The following is an 18,164-nucleotide window of genomic DNA, read 5'->3' on the forward strand; positions in this document are numbered from 1 at the left end:
TCCGCACCCCACCCCCTCAAAAAAAACCCCAACCCAACCACGGCTTTATTTTTATAAATCCCCCAACATTTTCTGACCCCGCCCCCCCCCCCCCGCCCGGCCCGCCCTGCACCCCCGGCAGGGCGGGCCGGGCCGCACCCGTTCCCTGACATCATGACCGGTGCGGCCGCGCACCCGGCCGCCGCACCCGACAGCGCACCGGAGGCGCCGTGAGCAGCACCCAGACCCGAGCGGCCCTGGACCGGGCCGGTGCGGCCCGAGCGCTGCGCCGGGCCGTGGGCGCGCTCGGTCTCCTCGCCGTCCTGACGCTCCTCGTCCCGGTCGCCGTCCTGCTGCTGGCGGTCTCCCTGGCCGGGTTCCTGCTCTGGTGCTGCCTGGGCGTCTTCCCGCTCTTCCCGGCGGCGACCAGACTGGTCCGCTCCGCCGCCGAGCGGGCCCGCTGGGCGGCCGGCCACTGGTCGCAGGTGCCCGTCCCCTCGCCGTACACGCCGCGCCCGGCCCTGGAGCGCACCCTGCACGGCTGGTTCTGGACCGGCCACGACTACCACAAGAACCGCTGGTTCGCGGACCTCTCGACCACCGTCCGCTGGCTGTGGAACGACCCGGCCACCTGGCGGGACGCCCTGTGGGTGCTCGCGAACCCGCTGGTCGGCGGCGCCCTCGCCGCCGCCGCGCCGCTGCTCGCCGGCTACGGCCTGTACGGGCTCGCGCAGCCCGCCCTGACCGCCGCCGGCCTGCCCGCCGGGCCCGGCTACGACCTGCTGCCGGCCCCCGCGGGCGCCCTCGCCGCCCCGCTCGGCCTCGTGCTGACCGCCGCCGGCCTCGCACTCGCCCGGCCCGCGCTGCGGCTGTACGGCCTCTGGACGCGGGCCCTGCTCGGACCGACCGAGCGCTCCCGGCTCGCCCGGCGGGTCGAGCAGCTGACCGAGATCCGCCTGGACGCGACCGAGGCCCAGGCCGCCGAGCTGCGCCGGATCGAGCGCGATCTGCACGACGGCGCCCAGGCCCGGCTGGTCGCGGTGAGCCTGCGGCTGGGCGCGGCCGTCGCGCTCATCGACCGCGACCCGCACAGTGCCAAGCAGGTGGTGACGGACGCCCAGGAGAACGTCACCCAGGCCCTGCAGGAGCTGCGCGACCTGGTGCGCGGCATCCACCCGCCGGTGCTCGCCGAGCGCGGGCTCGCCGAGGGGGTGCGCGCCCTGGCCCTGGACGTGCCGCTGCGGGTCGAGGTGCGCGCCGAGCTGCCCGGCCGGGCCGAGGCCCCGGTGGAGTCCGCGGTCTACTTCGCCGTCAGCGAGGCGCTGACCAATGCCGTCAAGCACGGCGGCGCCCGCGGCGCCACCGTCGAACTCTCGCACGCGGCCGGGCTGTTGCGGGCCGAGGTGACCGACGACGGGCACGGCGGCGCCGACCCGGCGAAGGGCAGTGGCCTGCGGGGCATCCAGCGCAGGCTGGCCCCCTTCGACGGTACGCTCTCGCTGAGCAGCCCCCCGGGGGGGCCGACCAGGCTGATCATGGAGCTACCGTGCGTGTTGTCCTCGCCGAGGACCTCGTCCTCCTGAGGGACGGGCTGTCCCTGCTGCTGCGCGCCCACGGGCACGAGATCGTCGCGGCGGTGGAGAGCGGCCCGGAGCTGGCCGCCGCGCTCGCCGAGCACCGGCCCGACATCGCGGTGGTGGACGTCCGGCTGCCGCCCACCTTCACCGACGAGGGCCTCCAGGTGGCGCTGGCCGCCCGCCGGGAGCAGCCCGGCCTGCCGGTCCTGGTGCTCTCCCAGCACGTCGAGCAGCTGTACGCGCGGGAGCTGATCGCGGACGGCGCCGGAGCCGTCGGCTACCTGCTCAAGGACCGGGTGTCCAAGGCCGACCAGTTCGTGGACGCGGTGGGCACCGTGGCGGCCGGCGGCACGGTGATGGACCCCCAGGTGATCTCCCGCCTGCTCGCCCGCAACGCCTACGACGAGCCGCTGGCGCTGCTCACCCCCCGGGAGCGGGACGTCCTCGGGATGATGGCCGAGGGCCGCTCCAACGCGGCGATCGCCCAACGCCTGCACTTCAGCGAGGGCGCCGTCAGCAAGCACACCTCCAACATCTTCGCCAAGCTCGGCCTCGGCGCCTCCGACGACGACAACCGCCGGGTGCTCGCGGTGCTGGCGTACCTCGACGGGACCCGGTCGGCCTGAGGCGGGGCCCGCCGCGCCCCGGCCGCACCGGTCGGTTCGACCCCGATCCAAGCGATCCTTCAGCGGGGCGGGCGATCCTGGAACGGTCTCAGGGGGGGGTGGGCGCGCCGGCGCGGCCGGTGGGGCGCGTGGTGCGCGAGGTAAAGATTTGACGAGAGGTGGGCAAAGGGCGGGCCATCTCCGTCGTGTTCCGTGAACGGACCGCCGGTCCGCTGCCGTAGAACTCGGTAGTTTGGACGCGTTCCTGAGACCGGCCGGCCACGGGCCGGAACTCATCGGTGCCCCGGTGGTGGGCCGGCCGTCGGCTTCTCCCGCCGCACCGCCCGGAGGTGTGCGACCTCACGGGAAGCCCTTCAGTTCTGGAGCGACAGGCATGACCGACTCGGGGAACTCCGTACCCGGCCCGCAGGTCGGCACCCCCATCGAGGTCCTCGCGCGCGACGACGCCTGGGGCCGGGCGCGGGCGGACCTGACCGACCGCGGCACCGCGCTGATCTACGCCAGAACCGCCGGCCTGGAGGCGCGGCTGCCGGCCGGCGGCGTCCTGGGCAAGGCGCTCGGCCGGGACTGGTCCCGCTACCTGGGCCTCGCCCATCCGGACGTGCGCCGACGCTACGCCGCGTCCCGGGAGCTGCTGAAGCGCGCCGTGGGCGCGGTGCTGGACGGCGACCCGAACAGCGTGGAACTGGTCTACGGCCCGACCGGGCGGCCGTACCTGCGCGGCCACGACCGGGTCGACGTCAGTCTGAGCCTCTCCGAGGACCTGCTGCTGGTCGGCCTGACCACCCGGGGCCTGATCGGGGTGGACGTCGAACGCGCCGACCGCCCGCTGTACTTACGGGGCCTGGACCGCCACCTGTGCACCCCGTACGAGCTGGTGACCCTGACCGGCCGGCCCGAGGAGGAGCGCAATCCGGCGCTGGTGCGGCTCTGGAACCTCAAGGAGGCCTACCGCAAGGCCATCGGGCCGGGCCGGCAGTTCGACTTCACCGCGTTCGGCTTCGGCCCGGACGGCAGCCCGGTCCGGGTCGAGCGCCCCGACGGCAGTGCCGGCAGCGCGGGCGAGTGGGCCTTCCGCACCTTCGTCCTGGACAGCGGACACTACGTCAGCGCGGCGCTCTACGACGCCGGGTCGGCCGAGGGCCGGGTGTGAGCGCGGCGCGGTCACGCCGGCGGGTCCTCCGCGGGTGCGACGAGCGCGGCCCCGCCCGCCCGGATCCGCGCCATCGCCGCGTTGTAGCCGGCCTGGAAGCGGCTGCTGGCCTCCAACTCCTCCGTGATCTCGGAGATGTGGCGTCGGCAGGTGCGCACCGACATGCCCAGCCGGCGGGCCACCATCTCGTCCTTGTACCCCCGGGCCATCAGCCGGATGACGGACTGCTTGAGGTCGTCGGTGGTCAGGGCGGCCTTCGGGGTGTCGACGACGAACGGGGTGGCGGCGTCCCACAGGTGCTCGAACACCGCACACAGGAAGGCCACCAGGGTCGGCTCGCGGACGATCGCCGCGCCCGCGGTGGTCTCGCCCGCGACCCGCGCCGGGAGGAAGACCGTCTCGCGGTCGTACACGAGCATCCGGTCGATCACCTGGTCCGCGGTGCGGACCTCCGCGCCGAGGGCGGTCACGCTCCGGACGTACGCCTTGGTCGCCAGGTCGCTGCGGGCGGTGTGCTGGTAGATGGTGCGCAGCTGCACCCCGCGCTCCAGCATGCCTTCGGCGGACTTGTGGGCGGCCGGCAGCAGGGTGGCCGGGCGGCCGCCGCCGGGCTGGACGGTCAGCACCTCCTTGCAGCAGGTCTGGCCGAGCTGGTCGAGCATGCTCTGGATCGCGTCGACGTCGTTGACGATGTCGAAGGCCTCGACCCGGTTGCGCAGCCGCCGGCCCTCGAAGTAGAGGGGTGTCAGCGACAGCAGTTTGCTGCGCACGTCGGTGACGGCCTGCTTGAGGTCCCGGATGTGGTGCTCCGTCGGGCCGACCAGGTCGGCGGCGGCCACGTCCGGACTGACCGGGACGAGCACGCTCGGATCCCCCGGCCGGGGTTGGAGCAGCCGCATCGTCCTCAGGACGTTCTCGATGCGGTCGACTTCGGCCTCGTCGGCCCCCAGCCTCGCGGAGATGGCGGTCCGGTCGAACCGTCCTGACTCGACCGCGTGGCCGTAGGCCAGGGCGCTCAGGTCGTCCAGCTCGGCGAAGCCGGACTGGACAGGTTGGTGTCCGAACACTTGCTGGCCCCCCGTCGGTGTTTGCGAAGTTCCTGCCATGCAACTTTACGCCATCGAGATCGGCTCGGATCGGGCCCTCGGGAGACGGCAGAGTATGGGCCGGGCGATGCCTGGCTGCGGGGCGGTCGCCGACGCCAACCGCACTGACGGTTGTTCAAGATTGCCCGAAGGGGGAAGGCTGTGAAGATTTCAACAATGCGCGACAGACTTGCCGTTCAGAGCGTCCTGCTCGGCGTGGTGGTCGCCTCCCTGCTCGGCGCCGGACACGCCGCCACCTTCGGAGCGAACCCTCCCGGCGACGACCGTTGGGGTACCCACCAGGGGATCACCGTTCGGGCGGACGACCGCTGGGGCACCGGCCGGGCCGACCTGGGACGCGCGGACGACGGCCGGACCGACGTCACGACGGACGACCGCTGGGGCGTCGAACGGCCCGACGGCCGCCAGGGCGCGGGGGGCACCCGGGACTTCTGAAAACGGCGGTGAGCGGATCGGAGCGAGCCCGGTCGGCCGACACTCCGTCCGCTCACCCTCCCCAGACCGGAAGCCGGCCGCCGAGCGGAATTCCCGGACGGCCTTTCCACGGGGCCGCTTTTCCCTGCTGCCGTGATCCGGGTGCAATTCCGCGGTACAGAAGAAAACCGGGGGACTACAAGAGTGTTGATCGATCGTGAACGAGAACTGGGCCTACTGGATTCCGCGCTCGCCGACTGCGTCCGGGGAATCCCCGGGATCGTGCTGATCGAGGGCGCGGTCGGCTGCGGCAAGAGCGAGCTCCTGGAGACCCTCGCCGAACGCGCCGCCGCCTCCGGCGCCGCCGTGCTGCGCGCCATCGGCACCGCCGTGGAGCGGGACCTCCCGCTGGGCGTCATCGGCCAGCTGCTGGCCGCCGCCCCGGCCGGGGCCCTGCCCGACCCGGCCGAGGCGGCCGACCCGGCCCGCATCGACGTCATGCAGTCGCTGTGCGCCGCCGTCCACCGCCTCGCCGAGACCGCGCCGGTGGTGATCTGCGTCGACGACCTGCACCACATCGACGAGCTGTCCTGCCGCTACCTGATCCACCTGGTCCGCCGCACCCGCGCCGCCCGCGTCCTGCTGGTCGGCACCGAGTCGCTGCACGAATCCGGTGACGACCGGTACGGCACCGAACTGCTGCGCACCCGCAACTTCGTCCGGATCAGGGCCGAACGGCTGCGTCCCGAGGCGGTGGCCGCCCTGATCAGCGGCGAACCGGGCAGCGGCGAAACGGGCACCGGCGGACTGGACACCGGCGGACCGGGCACCGGCGGACCGGGCGCCGCCCCGGCCGGAGGCGCGCTGCCGCCCGTCGAGGTGGCCGGCGGCAACCCGCTGCTGCTGCGCGCCCTGATCGACGAGCACCGGGTCGGCGGCCGGGCCCCGGAGCCCGGCCGCGCCTTCACCCGGGCCCTGCTGGCCTGCCTGCACCGCAGCGGGCCGGCCGCGCGCCGCCTCGCCGAGGTGATCGCCGTCCTCGGCGAGCACGCCTCGGCCGACCTCGCCGTCCGGATGCTCGACAGCACCGAGGGCGCGGTCGCCCGCGACACCGCCGCGCTCGCCGCCGCCGGCATCCTCGACGGCCACCGCTTCCACCACCCCGTCGCCCACCAGGCGGTCCTGGACCGGATGGACCCGCAGGACCGCGGCGCCCTGCACCGGCGCGCCGCCGAACTCCTGTACCGCGACGGCGCCCCCACCGCCGTCGTGGCCGTCCAACTGCTCGCCGCCGGCTCCACCGACCTGCCGTGGGCCGTCGCCGTGCTCTCCACCGCCGCCGAGCAGCTGCTCGCCGACGGCGCCACCGACTGCGCCGCCGCCTGCCTCGAACTCGCCCACCGGGGCCGGGCGGACGACGAACAGCGCGACCAGTTCCGCACCATGCTCGCCGCCATCACCTGGCGGACCAACCCCAGCGCCGCCGAACGCGACCTCGCCGGCCCCCTGGAGACCCTGCGCGCCGGCCGGCTCGGCCAGGCCCGGCTCGGCCCGCTCGCCCGGCTGCTCACCGAACAGGGCCGGATCGACGAGGCCGGCGAGGCCCTGGAACGGTTCACCGCCGGCCGCGAGGCCGAACGCGCCGTCCACCCCGGCCGGCTCGGCCGCGGCGCCGACCCGCTGGACGGCCTCTCCGCCTTCCCCTGGTGGGGCGGCGGTGCGGCCCCGGCCGAGCAGAGCGGAGCCGGCCGGCCCGCCGGCCCCGCCGAACCCCTGCCGGTCAGGCCCTCCGCCCCCACCGGCCTGTGGGCGATCCCCGAGTACTCGGCGGACGGCGTGGCCGGCGCCGCGGCCGAGATGTTCCTGCGCGGCGCCACCCTGGGCGGCGGCACCGCGGCACCCATCGTGCAGGCCGTCCGGGCCCTGCTGGCCACCGACGGCCCGGCCCGCGCGCTGCCCTGGTGCCAGGTCTTCCAGGAGGAGGCCGTCCGGCGCGGCGCCCCCGGCTGGCAGTCCACCTTCACCGCCCTGTACGCCGAGACCCTGCTCCGCCAGGGCGACCTGACCGGCGCCCGGGAGCAGGCCGAGGCCGCCCTCGACCTGCTGCCCGAACGCGGCGGGAGCGTCTTCGCCGGCGGCGTCGCGGCCGTCCTGATCCGCGCGGCCACCGCCGCCGGACGCCACGACATCGCGGCCCGCGAACTCAGCCGGCCCCTGCCCGACGCCCTGACCACCAGCATCCACGGCATCCGCTACCTGCGCGCCCGCGGCCAGTACCACCTCGCCACCCACCGCTTCCACGCGGCCCTCGGCGACTTCCTGGAGATCGGCCGCACCCTGAAGCGCTGGGGACTCGACCGCCCGCTGCTCACCCCGTGGCGCACCGGAGCCGCCGAGGCGCTGATCCAGCTCGGCGAGGTCGAGCAGGCCGCCCGGCTGGTCACCGACCAGCTCGCCTTCCGCGACGCCGCCCACCCGTGGATCTCCGGCCTGACCCTGCGCGTCCGGGCGGCCATCAGCGACCCGCGGGAACGGCACAGCCTGCTCGCCCGCGCCGTCGACGAGCTGCGCGACTCCGAGGACCGCTACGAACTCGCCCGCACCCTCGTCGACTTCGGTCGCGTCCTGAAGGAGCACGGCGACGCCAGTCGAGCCAACATGGTCAACCGGCGGGCCTGGCAGCTGGCCAAGGAGTGCGGCGCCGACGCGCTGCGCGGGCAGATCGCCCCCGGTCTCGACATGCCCTCCGGCGGCCCCGCCGAGGACAGCCGCGGCCAGGTCGAACCGGAGTCCCGGCTCAGTGACTCCGAGAAGCGGGTGGCCATGCTCGCGGTGTACGGCCACACCAACCGCGAGATCGCGACGAAGCTGTACATCACCGTCAGCACCGTCGAACAGCACCTCACCCGGATCTACCGCAAGCTCAACATCACCCGCCGACAGGAACTCGCCGCCGAGATGCACCTTTTCGGCTCCGTCGGCCAGGTCTGAGCGGTGTCGTCCGCGCGGCGCCGGCCCATGGACAGCGGGGGCCGGCGCCCGCCCGCGTCCGCCGAACCCGGCCGTTTACCGGGAGGCCCCCACGGAGGCACCATGACGACGCAGCCGAGGCCGCCGGAGGCGGTCGTGCCCGGGCTGCAGCGCACCGGCCTGCTCGCCCGCGTCGAGGAACGCCTCGGCGCCCTGCTGCACGCCGAACAGGCCAGGTGCCGGGCCGTCGACCCGAGGGCCGTCCCGTTGGTCGACGCGCTGGCGGACCTGCTCCTTCCCGGCGGCGAGCGGATCCGGCCCGCCCTCGTGACCACCGGCTACCTCGCCGCCGGTGGCGAGGCGGCCGGTGGCGAGGCGGCCGGCGACCACGCCGCCGACGCGGCGGTCGCCCTCGAACTCCTCGACACCGGCTACCAGATCCGCCGCGACCTGTGGCAGAACGCCCCGCTGCGCCGCGGCGCGCCCACCCTGCACGTCCAGCACGCGGCCGAGCACGAGCGCAACGACTGGGGCGGCGACGCCCGTGGCTTCGGCCGGGGCGTGGCCGTCCTGGTCAGCGACCTCGCCGCGGCCCTCGCCGACCGCGTCGCCGGCGACCTCCCCTCCGCCGCCCGGCAGGTCTGGCACGACCTGCGGATCGGCCGGCTCGGCGGCAGCTACGTCGACTCCGCCCTCTCCTGCCGCTACCTCGCCAACTCCTGGCCCTCCGGCTGCCTCGGCGGCTGCACCCGCGGCTGCGGCACCGGGTGGTACGCGGTGCGGCACCCGCTGCTGATCGGTGCCGCGCTGGCCGGCCGGGGGGATCTCGCGGTGGCCTACCAGGACTACGCCCGCGCCCTGCACGCCGCCTGGCGGGTCCGCGGCTTCCTCACCGGCGGCTGGGAACGCGACTGGTACGGCGAACTCCTGCGCGAGGTCCTCCTCGACGCGGAGGAGCGCGCCCGGGCCGAGGAGACCATCGGCACCCTTCTCGACCACGCCGCCCGCGCCCTCGCCCCGGCCCCCCTCACCCCCGCCTGGCGCACCGAACTCACCTCCCTGGCCGTCCAGTTGGTAAGCCCCTGAGCCCGCCGCCCCGGCCTCCGCGTCGGGGGCGTCAGGGCAAGAGCGCTCCACCGGCTGCCGGAGCCGACGGAGCGCTCTCGGGGGAAGCTACGGCGCGAGGGCCTTCTCCGCCTCCTGCCGCCCGGTGTGGGCGGTGGTCATCGCCCGGTCTCCGAGTGCGCCCAGCGTGTGTTCACCGAGGTTCGCGCCGGAGGCCACGGACCACCGGTTGAGCAGGCAGACGGTCTGGCTCTGGAGCCCGACGAAGCCGCTCGCGTCGTTCGGGTCGACCCTGGCCAGGCAGGCGGCGGCCAGGTGGTCGGCCGGGGCGGCGGAGTAGTCCGGCACGGGGTCGGCCTTGGCGGCCTGGAAGCGGCTCAGCGCCTCCTTCCGCCAAGCCGACCGGGCATCGGTGTCGCGCTTGCGGAGTACGTCGTCGGCGATCGCGTCGTAGGCTCCGGCGGGCATGGCGGCGAGCCCCACTTGGTTCTCGATCCGGGTATCGGGCGGGTTCGGCTTGACCGTGGCAAAGCCGGCGGCGGCCTGCCGCTGGTCGGCGGCGCGGAGCAGGGCGTAGGCGGTCGGGTCCTCCGAGAGGCCGCGCAGTACCGGGACCAACTCACGCTGGTGGACGGAGAAGTGGACGCCCTGGTCGTCCTGCCAGGCGTCGTCGCGCCACCCGGCGTGCGCGTTGTACGGGTCGTTGACGAGGGTCAGAACGGCGTGGGTGTCGGCGGCGTAGTCGGCGAGGGCTTCGGCGAGGGGGCGGCGGACGTCCGGGTGGACCCGGTGGCCCTTGCTCTCGGCGAGCGCGAGGACGAGGGCGCGCATGGCGCGCGCCTGCTCCAGGGTGTGGACGCCGGGCTGGTCGCCCGTGGTGGCCCGGCGCAGTCCGTCGGCCAGATCGGTGCAGTGCAGGTCGGAGCGCCAGGCGGAGCCGAGTACCGTGCGGACGCGGTCGTCGGCGCGCAGGCCGGTGCAGTCGCGGTCGGCGTCGTCGCGGCCGAGCGTCCACCAGAGGCCCAGACCGGCCGCGGCCGCCACCACCAGCGCGATGGCGACGACGGCGGCGCGGCGGGAGGTACGGACGGCGGCCATCAGGCGTTGCCCCGGCCGAGGTAGCGTCCGGCGACGTCGCTGCTGCGGTTGCGGGTGTTCAGGACGTCGTCCTGGAGCCCGTTGATCATGTGGTCCTCCGGGCTCATGCCACGGTTGCGGGCCCAGATGCCGACCAGGTCGGACATCTCCTTGGTGCCGTCCAGGTAGGTGTCCGAGATCTTGGCATTGGCCTCGGTGTTGTTCCGGTCCTTCTCATTCAGACTGACCTCGTAGGTCCAGGTGTCGACCAGGCGCTGGGCGGCGTCACCGACCACCGGGATCGGCGTGATCGGCGCGCCGACGGTGTGATAGAGGATCTTGGCCTTCCAGTCGGCCTGGGCGTTCTTGTCGTCGCGCATGTCCATCGCCGCGTCGGCACGGATCGCGTCGTAGACGCCCAGGGCGGCCGCGCCCTTGCCCATCACGTCCTTCACCGCGTCACGATCGGGGTGGGGTCCGAGGTCCGCGAGGTCCTGGGCGATCCGCGCGGTCTCCGCCTGGTGCAGCGCGCCGTACGCGGCGGGGTCGTCCGAGAGCCCGCGCATGACCCGGACCAGACTGTCCTGGCCGACGGCCATCCGCACGGTGTCGCCGTCCTTCCAGACCGAGTCGTGCCCGGTGTGGGCGCCGTACACGTCGTTGCGCCCGTTGAGCAGCTCGTGGGTGTCGCCGACGTAGTCGGCGAGGGCGTTGGCGAGCGGCCGGCGCAGGGTGTCCTTGATCGTGTCGCCGCCCTGGCCGTCGTCCAGGGTGACGATGGTGTCGTGCATGACCCGGGCCTGCGCCTCGCTGTGCTTGCCGTCATGGGCGCTGCCGGCCGGCTCGCCGGTGGTGGCGGCCTCGATCGCGGCGGCGAGACCGCTCTGGGAGAGCGGGTCCGGCATGTTGACCGTGGTGTAGTCGGTGAGGTAGCCCTCCGGCCAGTGCCGCTCCTTCATGAGGTAGTGCAGGCGCTTGTTGGAGCCGTCCGAGCCCGGGTCCAGGTACGCCGTCGCGGCCTCGGGCTGGCGGCCCATCACGGTGAGGACGTTGTCGAGCGGGTCGGCGCCGAGCGCGGTGCCGGTGTGGTTGGCCCGGTAGCTCCACCGGCCCGGGTTCTCCTTCTCGGTGGCGGTGATGTCGTCGGCGAGGTCGGTGAGGAAGGGCGTGGAGTACTTCGCGCTGCCCTTGGTCATCAGGGTGGTCAGGATCTGGTAGCCGTACACCGGCGCGGTGTTGGAACCGAAGTTCTTGTCCCCGGAGCCCTTCATGGACTCGCGCCACTTCTTGTAGAAGTCGCTGTTCGGGTCCTGGGTGGCGGAGGCGAGCGCCCGGGTCAGGTCCGTCCGAAGCCCCGGGTAGGAGGCCTTCTTCCCGCCGTCGTCGCCGGGATCGTCGAGGTTCTGCGCGAGCTTCAGCATGCCGTCGGGGCCGAGCTTGTCCAGCAGCGTCTGCGAGAACTGCGGGCTGTCCGCGTTCGCCCTCATCAGGTTCGCCAGCTGGTCCCGCTCCTCCGCACTCAGGCCGTCGATGCGGGTGGCGAGCGCGGCCGCGCGCTGCGCGTCGGCGGCGTCGCCGCCGCCGACCGCCTGGCCGTTGAAGGTGTTGTCCGGGCTGCCCGCCTTCGACGCGCTGCGCAGGGCTGTCGCGGCCCGATGGTCGGCGTCGGTGGCTGCCTGCAGACCGGCCTCGATGGCCTTGGTCCACTTGGCCGCCGCCTCGTTGTAGGCGTCCTGGGTCTCGCGGTCGTGGTGCAGCGCGTCCAGGGTGGCCTTGTCCATCGTGCTGGTGTCCAGGACGGCGACTCCGGTGCCGGTGACCTTGAAGCCGGCCTTGACCGCGCCGTCGGCGGCGTCGCGGACCTGCTTCTGGGCTGCCTCGAAGTCCGACTTCGCGTCGTCGAGCAGGGACGCCACGGCGTTCGCCTCGACCTGGGCGGCGGTGATCTGCCCCTTGGTGAGGACCAGTTGGAAGTTCGCCATGCTGGCGGTGCCACCGGTCCACAGCCCGTTACGGGTCACCGAGAGCACCTTCTGATCGAAGTCGGTCTCCATGGTGTGGAACTTCTGCGCCATCTCACGCCACTTGGCCGCCGCCGTGGCGAGCGTGCCGGGGTTCGCCTTGAGAACGTCCTCGTATCCCAGCATCGCTCACTGCTCCTTGATCTTCAGCGCGTCGGCGATGGAGGTGTTGGTGCTGTGGTAGTTCAAGGTGGTCTGCTCCATCGCCGCACTGTTCTGGTGCAGCCTCCCCGTCAACTGACCCACCTGCTCGTGCCACTCGGCGAGCGCCGCCCGCAGCGCCCCTGCGGTGTCCCAACCGCTGTGCGCCGTCGCTGCGGCGTTGGTCGACTCGTCGGCGACACCACCGACGGTCGGATTGTTCAACGCCATACCGTTCAAAGCCGCCACCGCACCGTTCATGGCCTGGCTGTTGAGACTGAACTGCCCGTTGGCCGCAGGCGTACTCATGTCCGGCTCCCCCATCGACGATGCCACTCTTCGAGGCGTCGACCGCGCACGACGCGGCCGCGGCGAGGCCGGTCCCCTGGCCGGTGCCCCCGCGACCGCGTCCAGGGCTGATGAGGACCAGCCGTGCTGTCCTATCAGGTCCCGCGCTGACGCCCTATCGAAGCGATGATACGAAAAGATCGAATGCCAACGAAGTCGGTCGAGCTCCACGTGCGGGCATGGCATCCGGGGTGCTCGTGGCGGACGGCCGGTCGATCGTCGGATCGGCCGGCCGTCGGTGGGGTGGGTGCTCTGCGGGGTCGGTCAACGGATCGGCGAGCAGGGGCGGGCCGGCCGCCTGGGGTGCCTGTTGCGGCGGCCGGGCCGTTCGCCCTCGGTGTGTCCGGGGCCGGGTGACTCCCGGTGTCCGAGATGCCCAGGAGGGTTCGCGCTCCCTGAACGGGGGGTTCGCGGAGCGGGTTCGACCGCCGCGCGCGGACCGAGCGGGTCAGGGGGTCAGGTGGTCGAGTTCGGTGGGCCAGTCGATGTGGGTGGCTTCGGTGCCCCGGGGGACGAGGGTGAAGGTTTCGCGGCGGAGCCAGCGGCGGATCTGGCGGGAGGGGAGGTCGACGAGGACGACGCTGTCGCGGCCGCGGAGCATGATGCGCAGGGAGGCGCGGCCGTGGCAGGTGCAGGGGGGCCAGATGCGGACGTCGCCGAGGCCGGCGGGCTTCTGCAGGCCCTCCCAGAGGAGGTCGCGGGAGAAGCGCCAGGTGCCGGCCTCGGATGCGGGGCCGAGGAACTGGAGGGCGACGGCGAAGGGGTCGTCGCTGCGGTAGCCGAGGCGGACCGGGACGTCGACGGTCTCGTGCTCGCCGAGGACGAGCCGGGCGTCGAGGGAGAGGTCGGCGCTGGTGGCCTCCGGGCGGGGCCGGGGGCTGGGGAGGGAGTGGTGCGGGGGCACGGGGAGTCTCCTGGGCGGTGTCGGGACGGTGGTCGAGAGGGTCGAGCGGACCGTCCGGTCGGGACGGGCGCCGGTGGGGGCGCGACGCTCTCGCCTCGGGCCCTGGGAGCTGCCGAGGAGCAGGGGGAGGCGGATCGCTGCTCACGCTAGGAAGCGGGGAGCGCGAGGATGTTCCGGCCGTGCACCGGGAGCTGACGTTCCGCGCACTCTTCGCCCGGTGGGGAGGACGGGCCGGGGGCTCGCGGTTGTCACCTCTGTCCGGCCCGGCGGTCGGAGCGAGGTGCGGGCCGTGCCAGGTCCGAAGACCTTCCAGGCCGCCAAGTTGCACCTCAACTCGCGTATGGTGGAGGTCAATTGGCGGTGCGTCGAATGTTCCGGACGGTGCGCGCGGAGCGTCCTCCCGGCGCGGGGGTGACCGCCGCCGGGCCCGGGCGGAAGGGTTGAATCCTCGGTTCGTCGAAGGTTTGCCCGCCCCGTTTCGCTGCTTGTATGAAGGGCGCCGGGAGGATTTCGATCATGAACAGGTGGATTCAGCGTGCACGCTCGGGAGGCGAGGCGCTGCAGGCGTTGGTGGACGGGCTGGCCGAGGAACTGGGGCGCTCCGTCGTCCTGGACGACCCGTTGGTGCGGATGATCTGCACCAGCCGGCACTTCGGCGACGAGGACCGGGTGCGGGTGCGCACGCTGCTGCAGGGCATCGCGGACGACGAGGCCATCCGCTACGTGCTGGCGCAGGGCGTCGCCCAGTGGACCCGGCCCGGCATCCTGCCGGGCCGTGACGACCTGGGGCTGCAGCCGCGCTACTGCGTCCCGGTCCGCGAGCGGGGCCACATGCTGGGCATCCTCATGGTCGTGGCGGCGGGGGAGCCCCTCACCGGGGCCGAGACCGAGGCCATCGACGAGGTCGCCCGCGCGGTGGCGGCCGAGATGTACGCCGACCGGCTGGCCTCGGACGACGACGAGGAGCAGACCCGCCGACTGGTCCACCAGCTGGTCGGCTCGGACTCGGAGCAGCGCTGCGCGGCGCACCAGCGGATCGTGGACGACGGCCTCCTGCCGGCGGGCCCCCACGTGGTGGTGACCGGCGTGACCGTCGCCGCGCAGCGGGGGCCGTCCGGTCCGACCGCGGTCGCGCTGCGCGGGGCACTGGAGCCCTTCCGGCAGACCGCCAGGGCCCGCGGCCTGGCGGCGATCGAGCAGGACCGGGCGGTCCTGGTGCAGGTCTTCGACCGGGAGCCGGCCGAGGAGGACCTGGAGCAGCAGAGCCGCGCCGTCGTCCGCTCGCTGCGGACCTTCCTGGGCCCGGGGCCGACCGCGGTGGTGGGCGTGGGCGGACGCCGGAGGGCGCTCTCCGAGGCGTGGATCTCGTACGACCAGGCCCGGGTGGCGGCGCGCGCGGCCCGCCGGCTGCCCCGGCTGGAGGGCATCGGCGACTGGGAGCGGCTCGGCGAGTACGCGGTGTTCCTCCAGCTGCCCGACAGCGCGCTCAACGAGTCCCTGCTGCCGGAGCCGCTGCGGCGGCTGCTGGGCGGCGGCGGCAACGCCAAGCTGGAGGAGACCCTGCGCTGCTTCCTGGAGAACGCCGGGTCGGCGCCCAAGACCGCGGAGGTCCTGGAGGTCCACCGCACCTCGCTGTACTACCGGCTGCGCCAGATCCAGGAGATCACCGGCCTGGACCTGGACGACGGCGCGCACCGCCTGGTGCTGCACATGGGACTGCGGCTGTGGGACCTGCTGCAGGCGCCGGCGGAGGCGGCCGCCGGGTCGACGCCGGCCCGGAGGAACCGCGCCGTTGCTACAGAGTGATGAAGCTCCGTCGGGCAATCCCTACGTTGGTCGGTGGTCAACGGGTTCACGGCCCGGCGAGAATCGAACTACGAGCTGCCGCTCATCCCCCGGCGACCTACGGGTTCCGGATCCACCGAACCCGCGCGCCGAACGAACGGACACGAACGAGCCCATGCACGAACTGACGACGAACGACGGTGTGCGCCTCGCCTACCGCGACAGCGGCGGCGACGGAGTCCCGCTGGTGCTGCTCCACGGCTGGGGGCAGACCCAGGAGATGTTCCGCCACCAGCTCGACGGACTGGCCCCGGGCCGGCGCGTCGTGACGGTGGACTTCCGCGGCCACGGCCGCTCGGAGAAGCCCCGCCACGGCTACCGCGTCGCCCGCCTGGCCCGCGACGTCCTCGCCCTGGTCGACCACCTGGGCCTGGGCGCCTTCGACGCGCTGGGCTGGTCGATGGGCGCCTCGGTCTGGTGGAGCTTCCTCGACCAGTACGGCACCGGCCGGATCCGCCGGCTCGTCCTGGTCGACCAGCCGGCCGCCGTGGCGGCGGTGCCCTGGATGTCCCCGGCCGAGCAGCGCGACTGCGGCGCCATCTTCGACGTGGCGGGGCTCCTGGAGCTGGGGGCCGCGCTGGCCGGGCCGGACGGGGACCGGGTCCGCGAGGACTTCGTCCGCTCGATGTTCACCGGGGACACCGACCCGGAGCTGCTGGCCTTCGTGACCGGGCAGATCCGGGCCACCCCGGCGTACGCGGGCGTCCCGCTGCTCTTCGACCACTGCGCCCAGGACTGGCGCGACGCCCTCGACCGCATCGACGTCCCGACCCTGGTGCTCGGCTGCGAGGGGAGCCACGTCGACCCGGCCTCCCAGCGCTTCATCGCCGCGCGGATCCCCGGCGCCCGCCTCCACGTGTTCCCGGCGAGCGTCGCGAGCTCGCACTTCCCGTTCCTGGAGAACCCCGGCGCGTTCAACGCCGTCGTGGACGAGTTCCTCTCCTGAACGCCTGAACATCTGAACGCCTGAACATCTGAACGTCCCGCCGTTCCGCCGCCCCACCGTCGCGACCCTTCGCGACCCGTCCGGCGGTGCGGCGAGCCGCCTCCCCGCACCCGCACAGCACCAACGAACCGGTCGGAGCCCCCCGTGATCCCGTCGGGTCCCTCACCCATGCCCGAAACCCCCGAGCCCGAAGTCGAGGTCCACCAGCTCGGCCGGACCGCCCGTGACGGCGGCAGCGGCTGCATCGACATCCTCTCCCCACCGCCCGGGACCGACCCCGAGGACTGCCTCTACGTCGCCCTGCACGTCCGCGGCGCGGCCTCCGTCCGGCGCCACGGCGTCAGCACCGCGCTCGCGCCCGGGGACCTGCTGATCGGCACCACGGTGCACCCGGCGGGCCTGCTGCAGGACGCCGAGTGCCGGATGGTCCACTTCCGCGTCCCCTGCTTCTACCTGGGCGTCCGGGCCGACGACGTCCGGCGCACGGGCGGCCTGCTGGCGCGGGGGAACGAGGGCGTCGGCTCGCTCGCCTCCCACTTCCTGCGGACCCTCGCCACCCAGGCCCGGGCCCACCGCGCCCGGCCGGGCAACCACCTCGCCCGCAGCGTCTCCGACATCGTCGCCATCCTGGTGACCGAACTGCTCGAACGGGAGAGCCCGGAGCACCCGACCGGCGCGGCCGAGCTGCTGGCGCGGATCCGCGCCCACATCGAGGAGAACCTCGCCGACCCGGACCTCGCGCCCGAATCGATCGCCCGCTCGCAGCACATCTCGGTGCGCTACCTGCACAAGCTCTTCCAGCAGGACGGGATGACCGTGGGCCAGTGGGTGCGGCAGCGCCGGCTGGACGCCTGCCGCCGGGAGCTGGAGCGCCCGTCCCGCCGGCAGACCAGCGTCTCCGCCGTCGCGCACCGGTGGGGCTTCGTCAGCCACTCCCACTTCAGCCGGGCGTTCCGCGACGCGTACGGGGTCTCGCCCCGCGAGTGGCAGGCCTACGCCGGGCAGGCCGACGGCCACGATCCGGCCTCCTGAACTCCGATCCGCCGGCTTCCGGTCTCCTGAACTCCTGTGCCCCGCAGTGCCCTTCACCACCCCCCACCACCCGGCACCACCCACCCTCCCTGCCGCCGCCTGGCGATCACGCACGCCCGTCGACCGCGGGCCTCGCCGTCCGGCGCCCTCCGAAAGGCAGCCATGCACTCCACCCGGCCCACCGTCGTGCTGGTCCACGACGGCTGTTCCGACGCGACCACCTGGTTCGGCGTCGTCGCCGAGCTCCACAGACGGGGCCTGACGGTCCTCGCCGTCGCGAACCCGCTGCGCGGGCTGGCCCACGATGCCGCCTACCTGGCCTCCGTCGTCGCGGGCATCGCCGGGCCGGTCGTCCTGGTCGGCCACTCCTACGGGGGTGCCGTGATCACGGAGGCGGGGGCCGTCCCCAACGTCCGCGCGCTGGTCTACGTGGCCGCGTACCTGCCCGACGTGGGGGAGAGCCACGAGGTGCTCGCCCGCCGTTTCACCCCGGGGCCGCTCCTGCCGCTGCTGCGGCGCACCGAGTTCGCCACCGACGCGGCGGACGGCGCCGACCGGGCGACGGAGCTCAGCGTGCCCCAGGAGTGCTTCCAGCCGTTCGTCGCGGCGGACCTCGACGCGGAGGTGGCCCAGGTGCTGGCCGCGCTCCAGCGCCCCGCCGCCGAGCGGGTGCTCACCGACGTGCCGACGGTGGCGGCCTGGCGCAGCACGCCCTCGTGGGCCCTGGTGGCGGGGGCCGACCAGGCGCTGCCGCCGGCGATCCAGCGCTTCACGGCCGAGCGGGCCGGCGCCACCGTCCTCGAACTGCCGGATGCCTCCCACTCGGTGGCCGTCTCCCGGCCGTCCACGGTCGCGGACCTCATCCACGACGCCGTCCGGGCGGTCTCGGTGCGGCCGGCCTCCGGGGGGTCGGTCTCCGAGTGACCCGTCTCCGCTCCCGTCCGGGGCCACGGCCTCGGA

At 74.0% G+C, this 18,164-nt stretch carries 15 protein-coding genes; 10 read left to right on the plus strand and 5 right to left on the minus strand.

Annotated elements, in window-relative coordinates; genetic code table 11:
• The first annotated feature begins 209 nt into the window (after positions 1–209).
• The 3 genes from ABZW03_RS20250 (at position 210) to ABZW03_RS20260 (ending at position 3,335) form a co-directional block, all read left to right on the plus strand.
• Positions 210–1,562, plus strand: coding sequence for a histidine kinase (locus ABZW03_RS20250; RefSeq protein ID WP_355259820.1), 1,353 nt, complete (start codon positions 210–212; stop codon positions 1,560–1,562).
• Positions 1,526–2,182: a response regulator transcription factor gene (locus ABZW03_RS20255; protein ID WP_355259822.1), complete on the plus strand. Its 657-nt coding sequence runs from the start codon at positions 1,526–1,528 to the stop codon at positions 2,180–2,182. Before ABZW03_RS20250 ends, ABZW03_RS20255 begins: the two co-directional genes overlap by 37 nt.
• Positions 2,183–2,555: 373 nt before the next feature.
• Positions 2,556–3,335: a 4'-phosphopantetheinyl transferase superfamily protein gene (locus tag ABZW03_RS20260; protein ID WP_355259825.1), complete on the plus strand. Its 780-nt coding sequence runs from the start codon at positions 2,556–2,558 to the stop codon at positions 3,333–3,335.
• An 11-nt stretch (positions 3,336–3,346) separates the two neighbouring features.
• On the opposite strand, the gene ABZW03_RS20265 is transcribed toward ABZW03_RS20260, so the two are convergent.
• Positions 3,347–4,402 carry a hypothetical protein gene (locus tag ABZW03_RS20265; RefSeq protein WP_355259828.1) on the minus strand — a complete coding sequence of 352 codons (1,056 nt, stop codon included), beginning with the start codon at positions 4,400–4,402 and terminating at the stop codon, positions 3,347–3,349.
• 195 nt (positions 4,403–4,597) lie between these two features.
• On the opposite strand from ABZW03_RS20265, the gene ABZW03_RS20270 reads away from it, so the two are divergent.
• From ABZW03_RS20270 to ABZW03_RS20280, 3 genes are all read left to right on the plus strand, one after another.
• Positions 4,598–4,876, plus strand: coding sequence for a hypothetical protein (locus ABZW03_RS20270; protein ID WP_355259831.1), 279 nt, complete (start codon positions 4,598–4,600; stop codon positions 4,874–4,876).
• Between the two features lie 183 nt (positions 4,877–5,059).
• On the plus strand, positions 5,060–7,846 hold the full coding sequence (locus ABZW03_RS20275) for an AAA family ATPase (protein ID WP_355259834.1): 2,787 nt from the start codon (positions 5,060–5,062) through the stop codon (positions 7,844–7,846).
• Between the two features lie 102 nt (positions 7,847–7,948).
• Positions 7,949–8,911: a polyprenyl synthetase family protein gene (locus tag ABZW03_RS20280; protein ID WP_355259837.1), complete on the plus strand. Its 963-nt coding sequence runs from the start codon at positions 7,949–7,951 to the stop codon at positions 8,909–8,911.
• A gap of 87 nt (positions 8,912–8,998) precedes the next feature.
• On the opposite strand, the gene ABZW03_RS20285 is transcribed toward ABZW03_RS20280, so the two are convergent.
• The 4 genes from ABZW03_RS20285 to ABZW03_RS20300 form a co-directional block, all read right to left on the minus strand.
• Positions 8,999–9,988: a hypothetical protein gene (locus tag ABZW03_RS20285; RefSeq protein WP_355259840.1), complete on the minus strand. Its 990-nt coding sequence runs from the start codon at positions 9,986–9,988 to the stop codon at positions 8,999–9,001.
• The gene (locus ABZW03_RS20290; RefSeq protein ID WP_355259843.1) at positions 9,988–12,114 is read right to left on the minus strand and encodes a DUF6571 family protein; all 2,127 of its coding nucleotides are present in this window, start codon (positions 12,112–12,114) and stop codon (positions 9,988–9,990) included. Before ABZW03_RS20290 ends, ABZW03_RS20285 begins: the two co-directional genes overlap by 1 nt.
• Before the next feature lie 3 nt (positions 12,115–12,117).
• Complete coding sequence (locus tag ABZW03_RS20295; protein WP_355259846.1) at positions 12,118–12,438, minus strand: hypothetical protein; 321 nt, start codon at positions 12,436–12,438, stop codon at positions 12,118–12,120.
• A gap of 487 nt (positions 12,439–12,925) precedes the next feature.
• Positions 12,926–13,381, minus strand: coding sequence for an SsgA family sporulation/cell division regulator (locus ABZW03_RS20300; RefSeq protein WP_355259849.1), 456 nt, complete (start codon positions 13,379–13,381; stop codon positions 12,926–12,928).
• 516 nt (positions 13,382–13,897) lie between these two features.
• Here ABZW03_RS20300 and ABZW03_RS20305 point away from each other — a divergent pair.
• The 4 genes from ABZW03_RS20305 (at position 13,898) to ABZW03_RS20320 (ending at position 18,128) form a co-directional block, all read left to right on the plus strand.
• Complete coding sequence (locus ABZW03_RS20305; RefSeq protein WP_355259852.1) at positions 13,898–15,187, plus strand: helix-turn-helix domain-containing protein; 1,290 nt, start codon at positions 13,898–13,900, stop codon at positions 15,185–15,187.
• A gap of 154 nt (positions 15,188–15,341) precedes the next feature.
• Positions 15,342–16,172: an alpha/beta hydrolase gene (locus ABZW03_RS20310; protein ID WP_355259855.1), complete on the plus strand. Its 831-nt coding sequence runs from the start codon at positions 15,342–15,344 to the stop codon at positions 16,170–16,172.
• Positions 16,173–16,340: 168 nt separating this feature from the next.
• Positions 16,341–17,204 (plus strand): helix-turn-helix domain-containing protein, encoded by an 864-nt coding sequence (locus tag ABZW03_RS20315; RefSeq protein WP_355259858.1) that lies wholly within the window; start codon positions 16,341–16,343, stop codon positions 17,202–17,204.
• Positions 17,205–17,366: 162 nt separating this feature from the next.
• Entirely contained in the window at positions 17,367–18,128 is a 762-nt protein-coding gene (locus tag ABZW03_RS20320; protein WP_355259861.1) for an alpha/beta hydrolase, read from the plus strand.
• Positions 18,129–18,164 lie beyond the last annotated feature (36 nt).

This window comes from Kitasatospora sp. NPDC004799, from assembly GCF_040609095.1.
Classification (GTDB): Bacteria; Actinomycetota; Actinomycetes; order Streptomycetales; family Streptomycetaceae; genus Kitasatospora.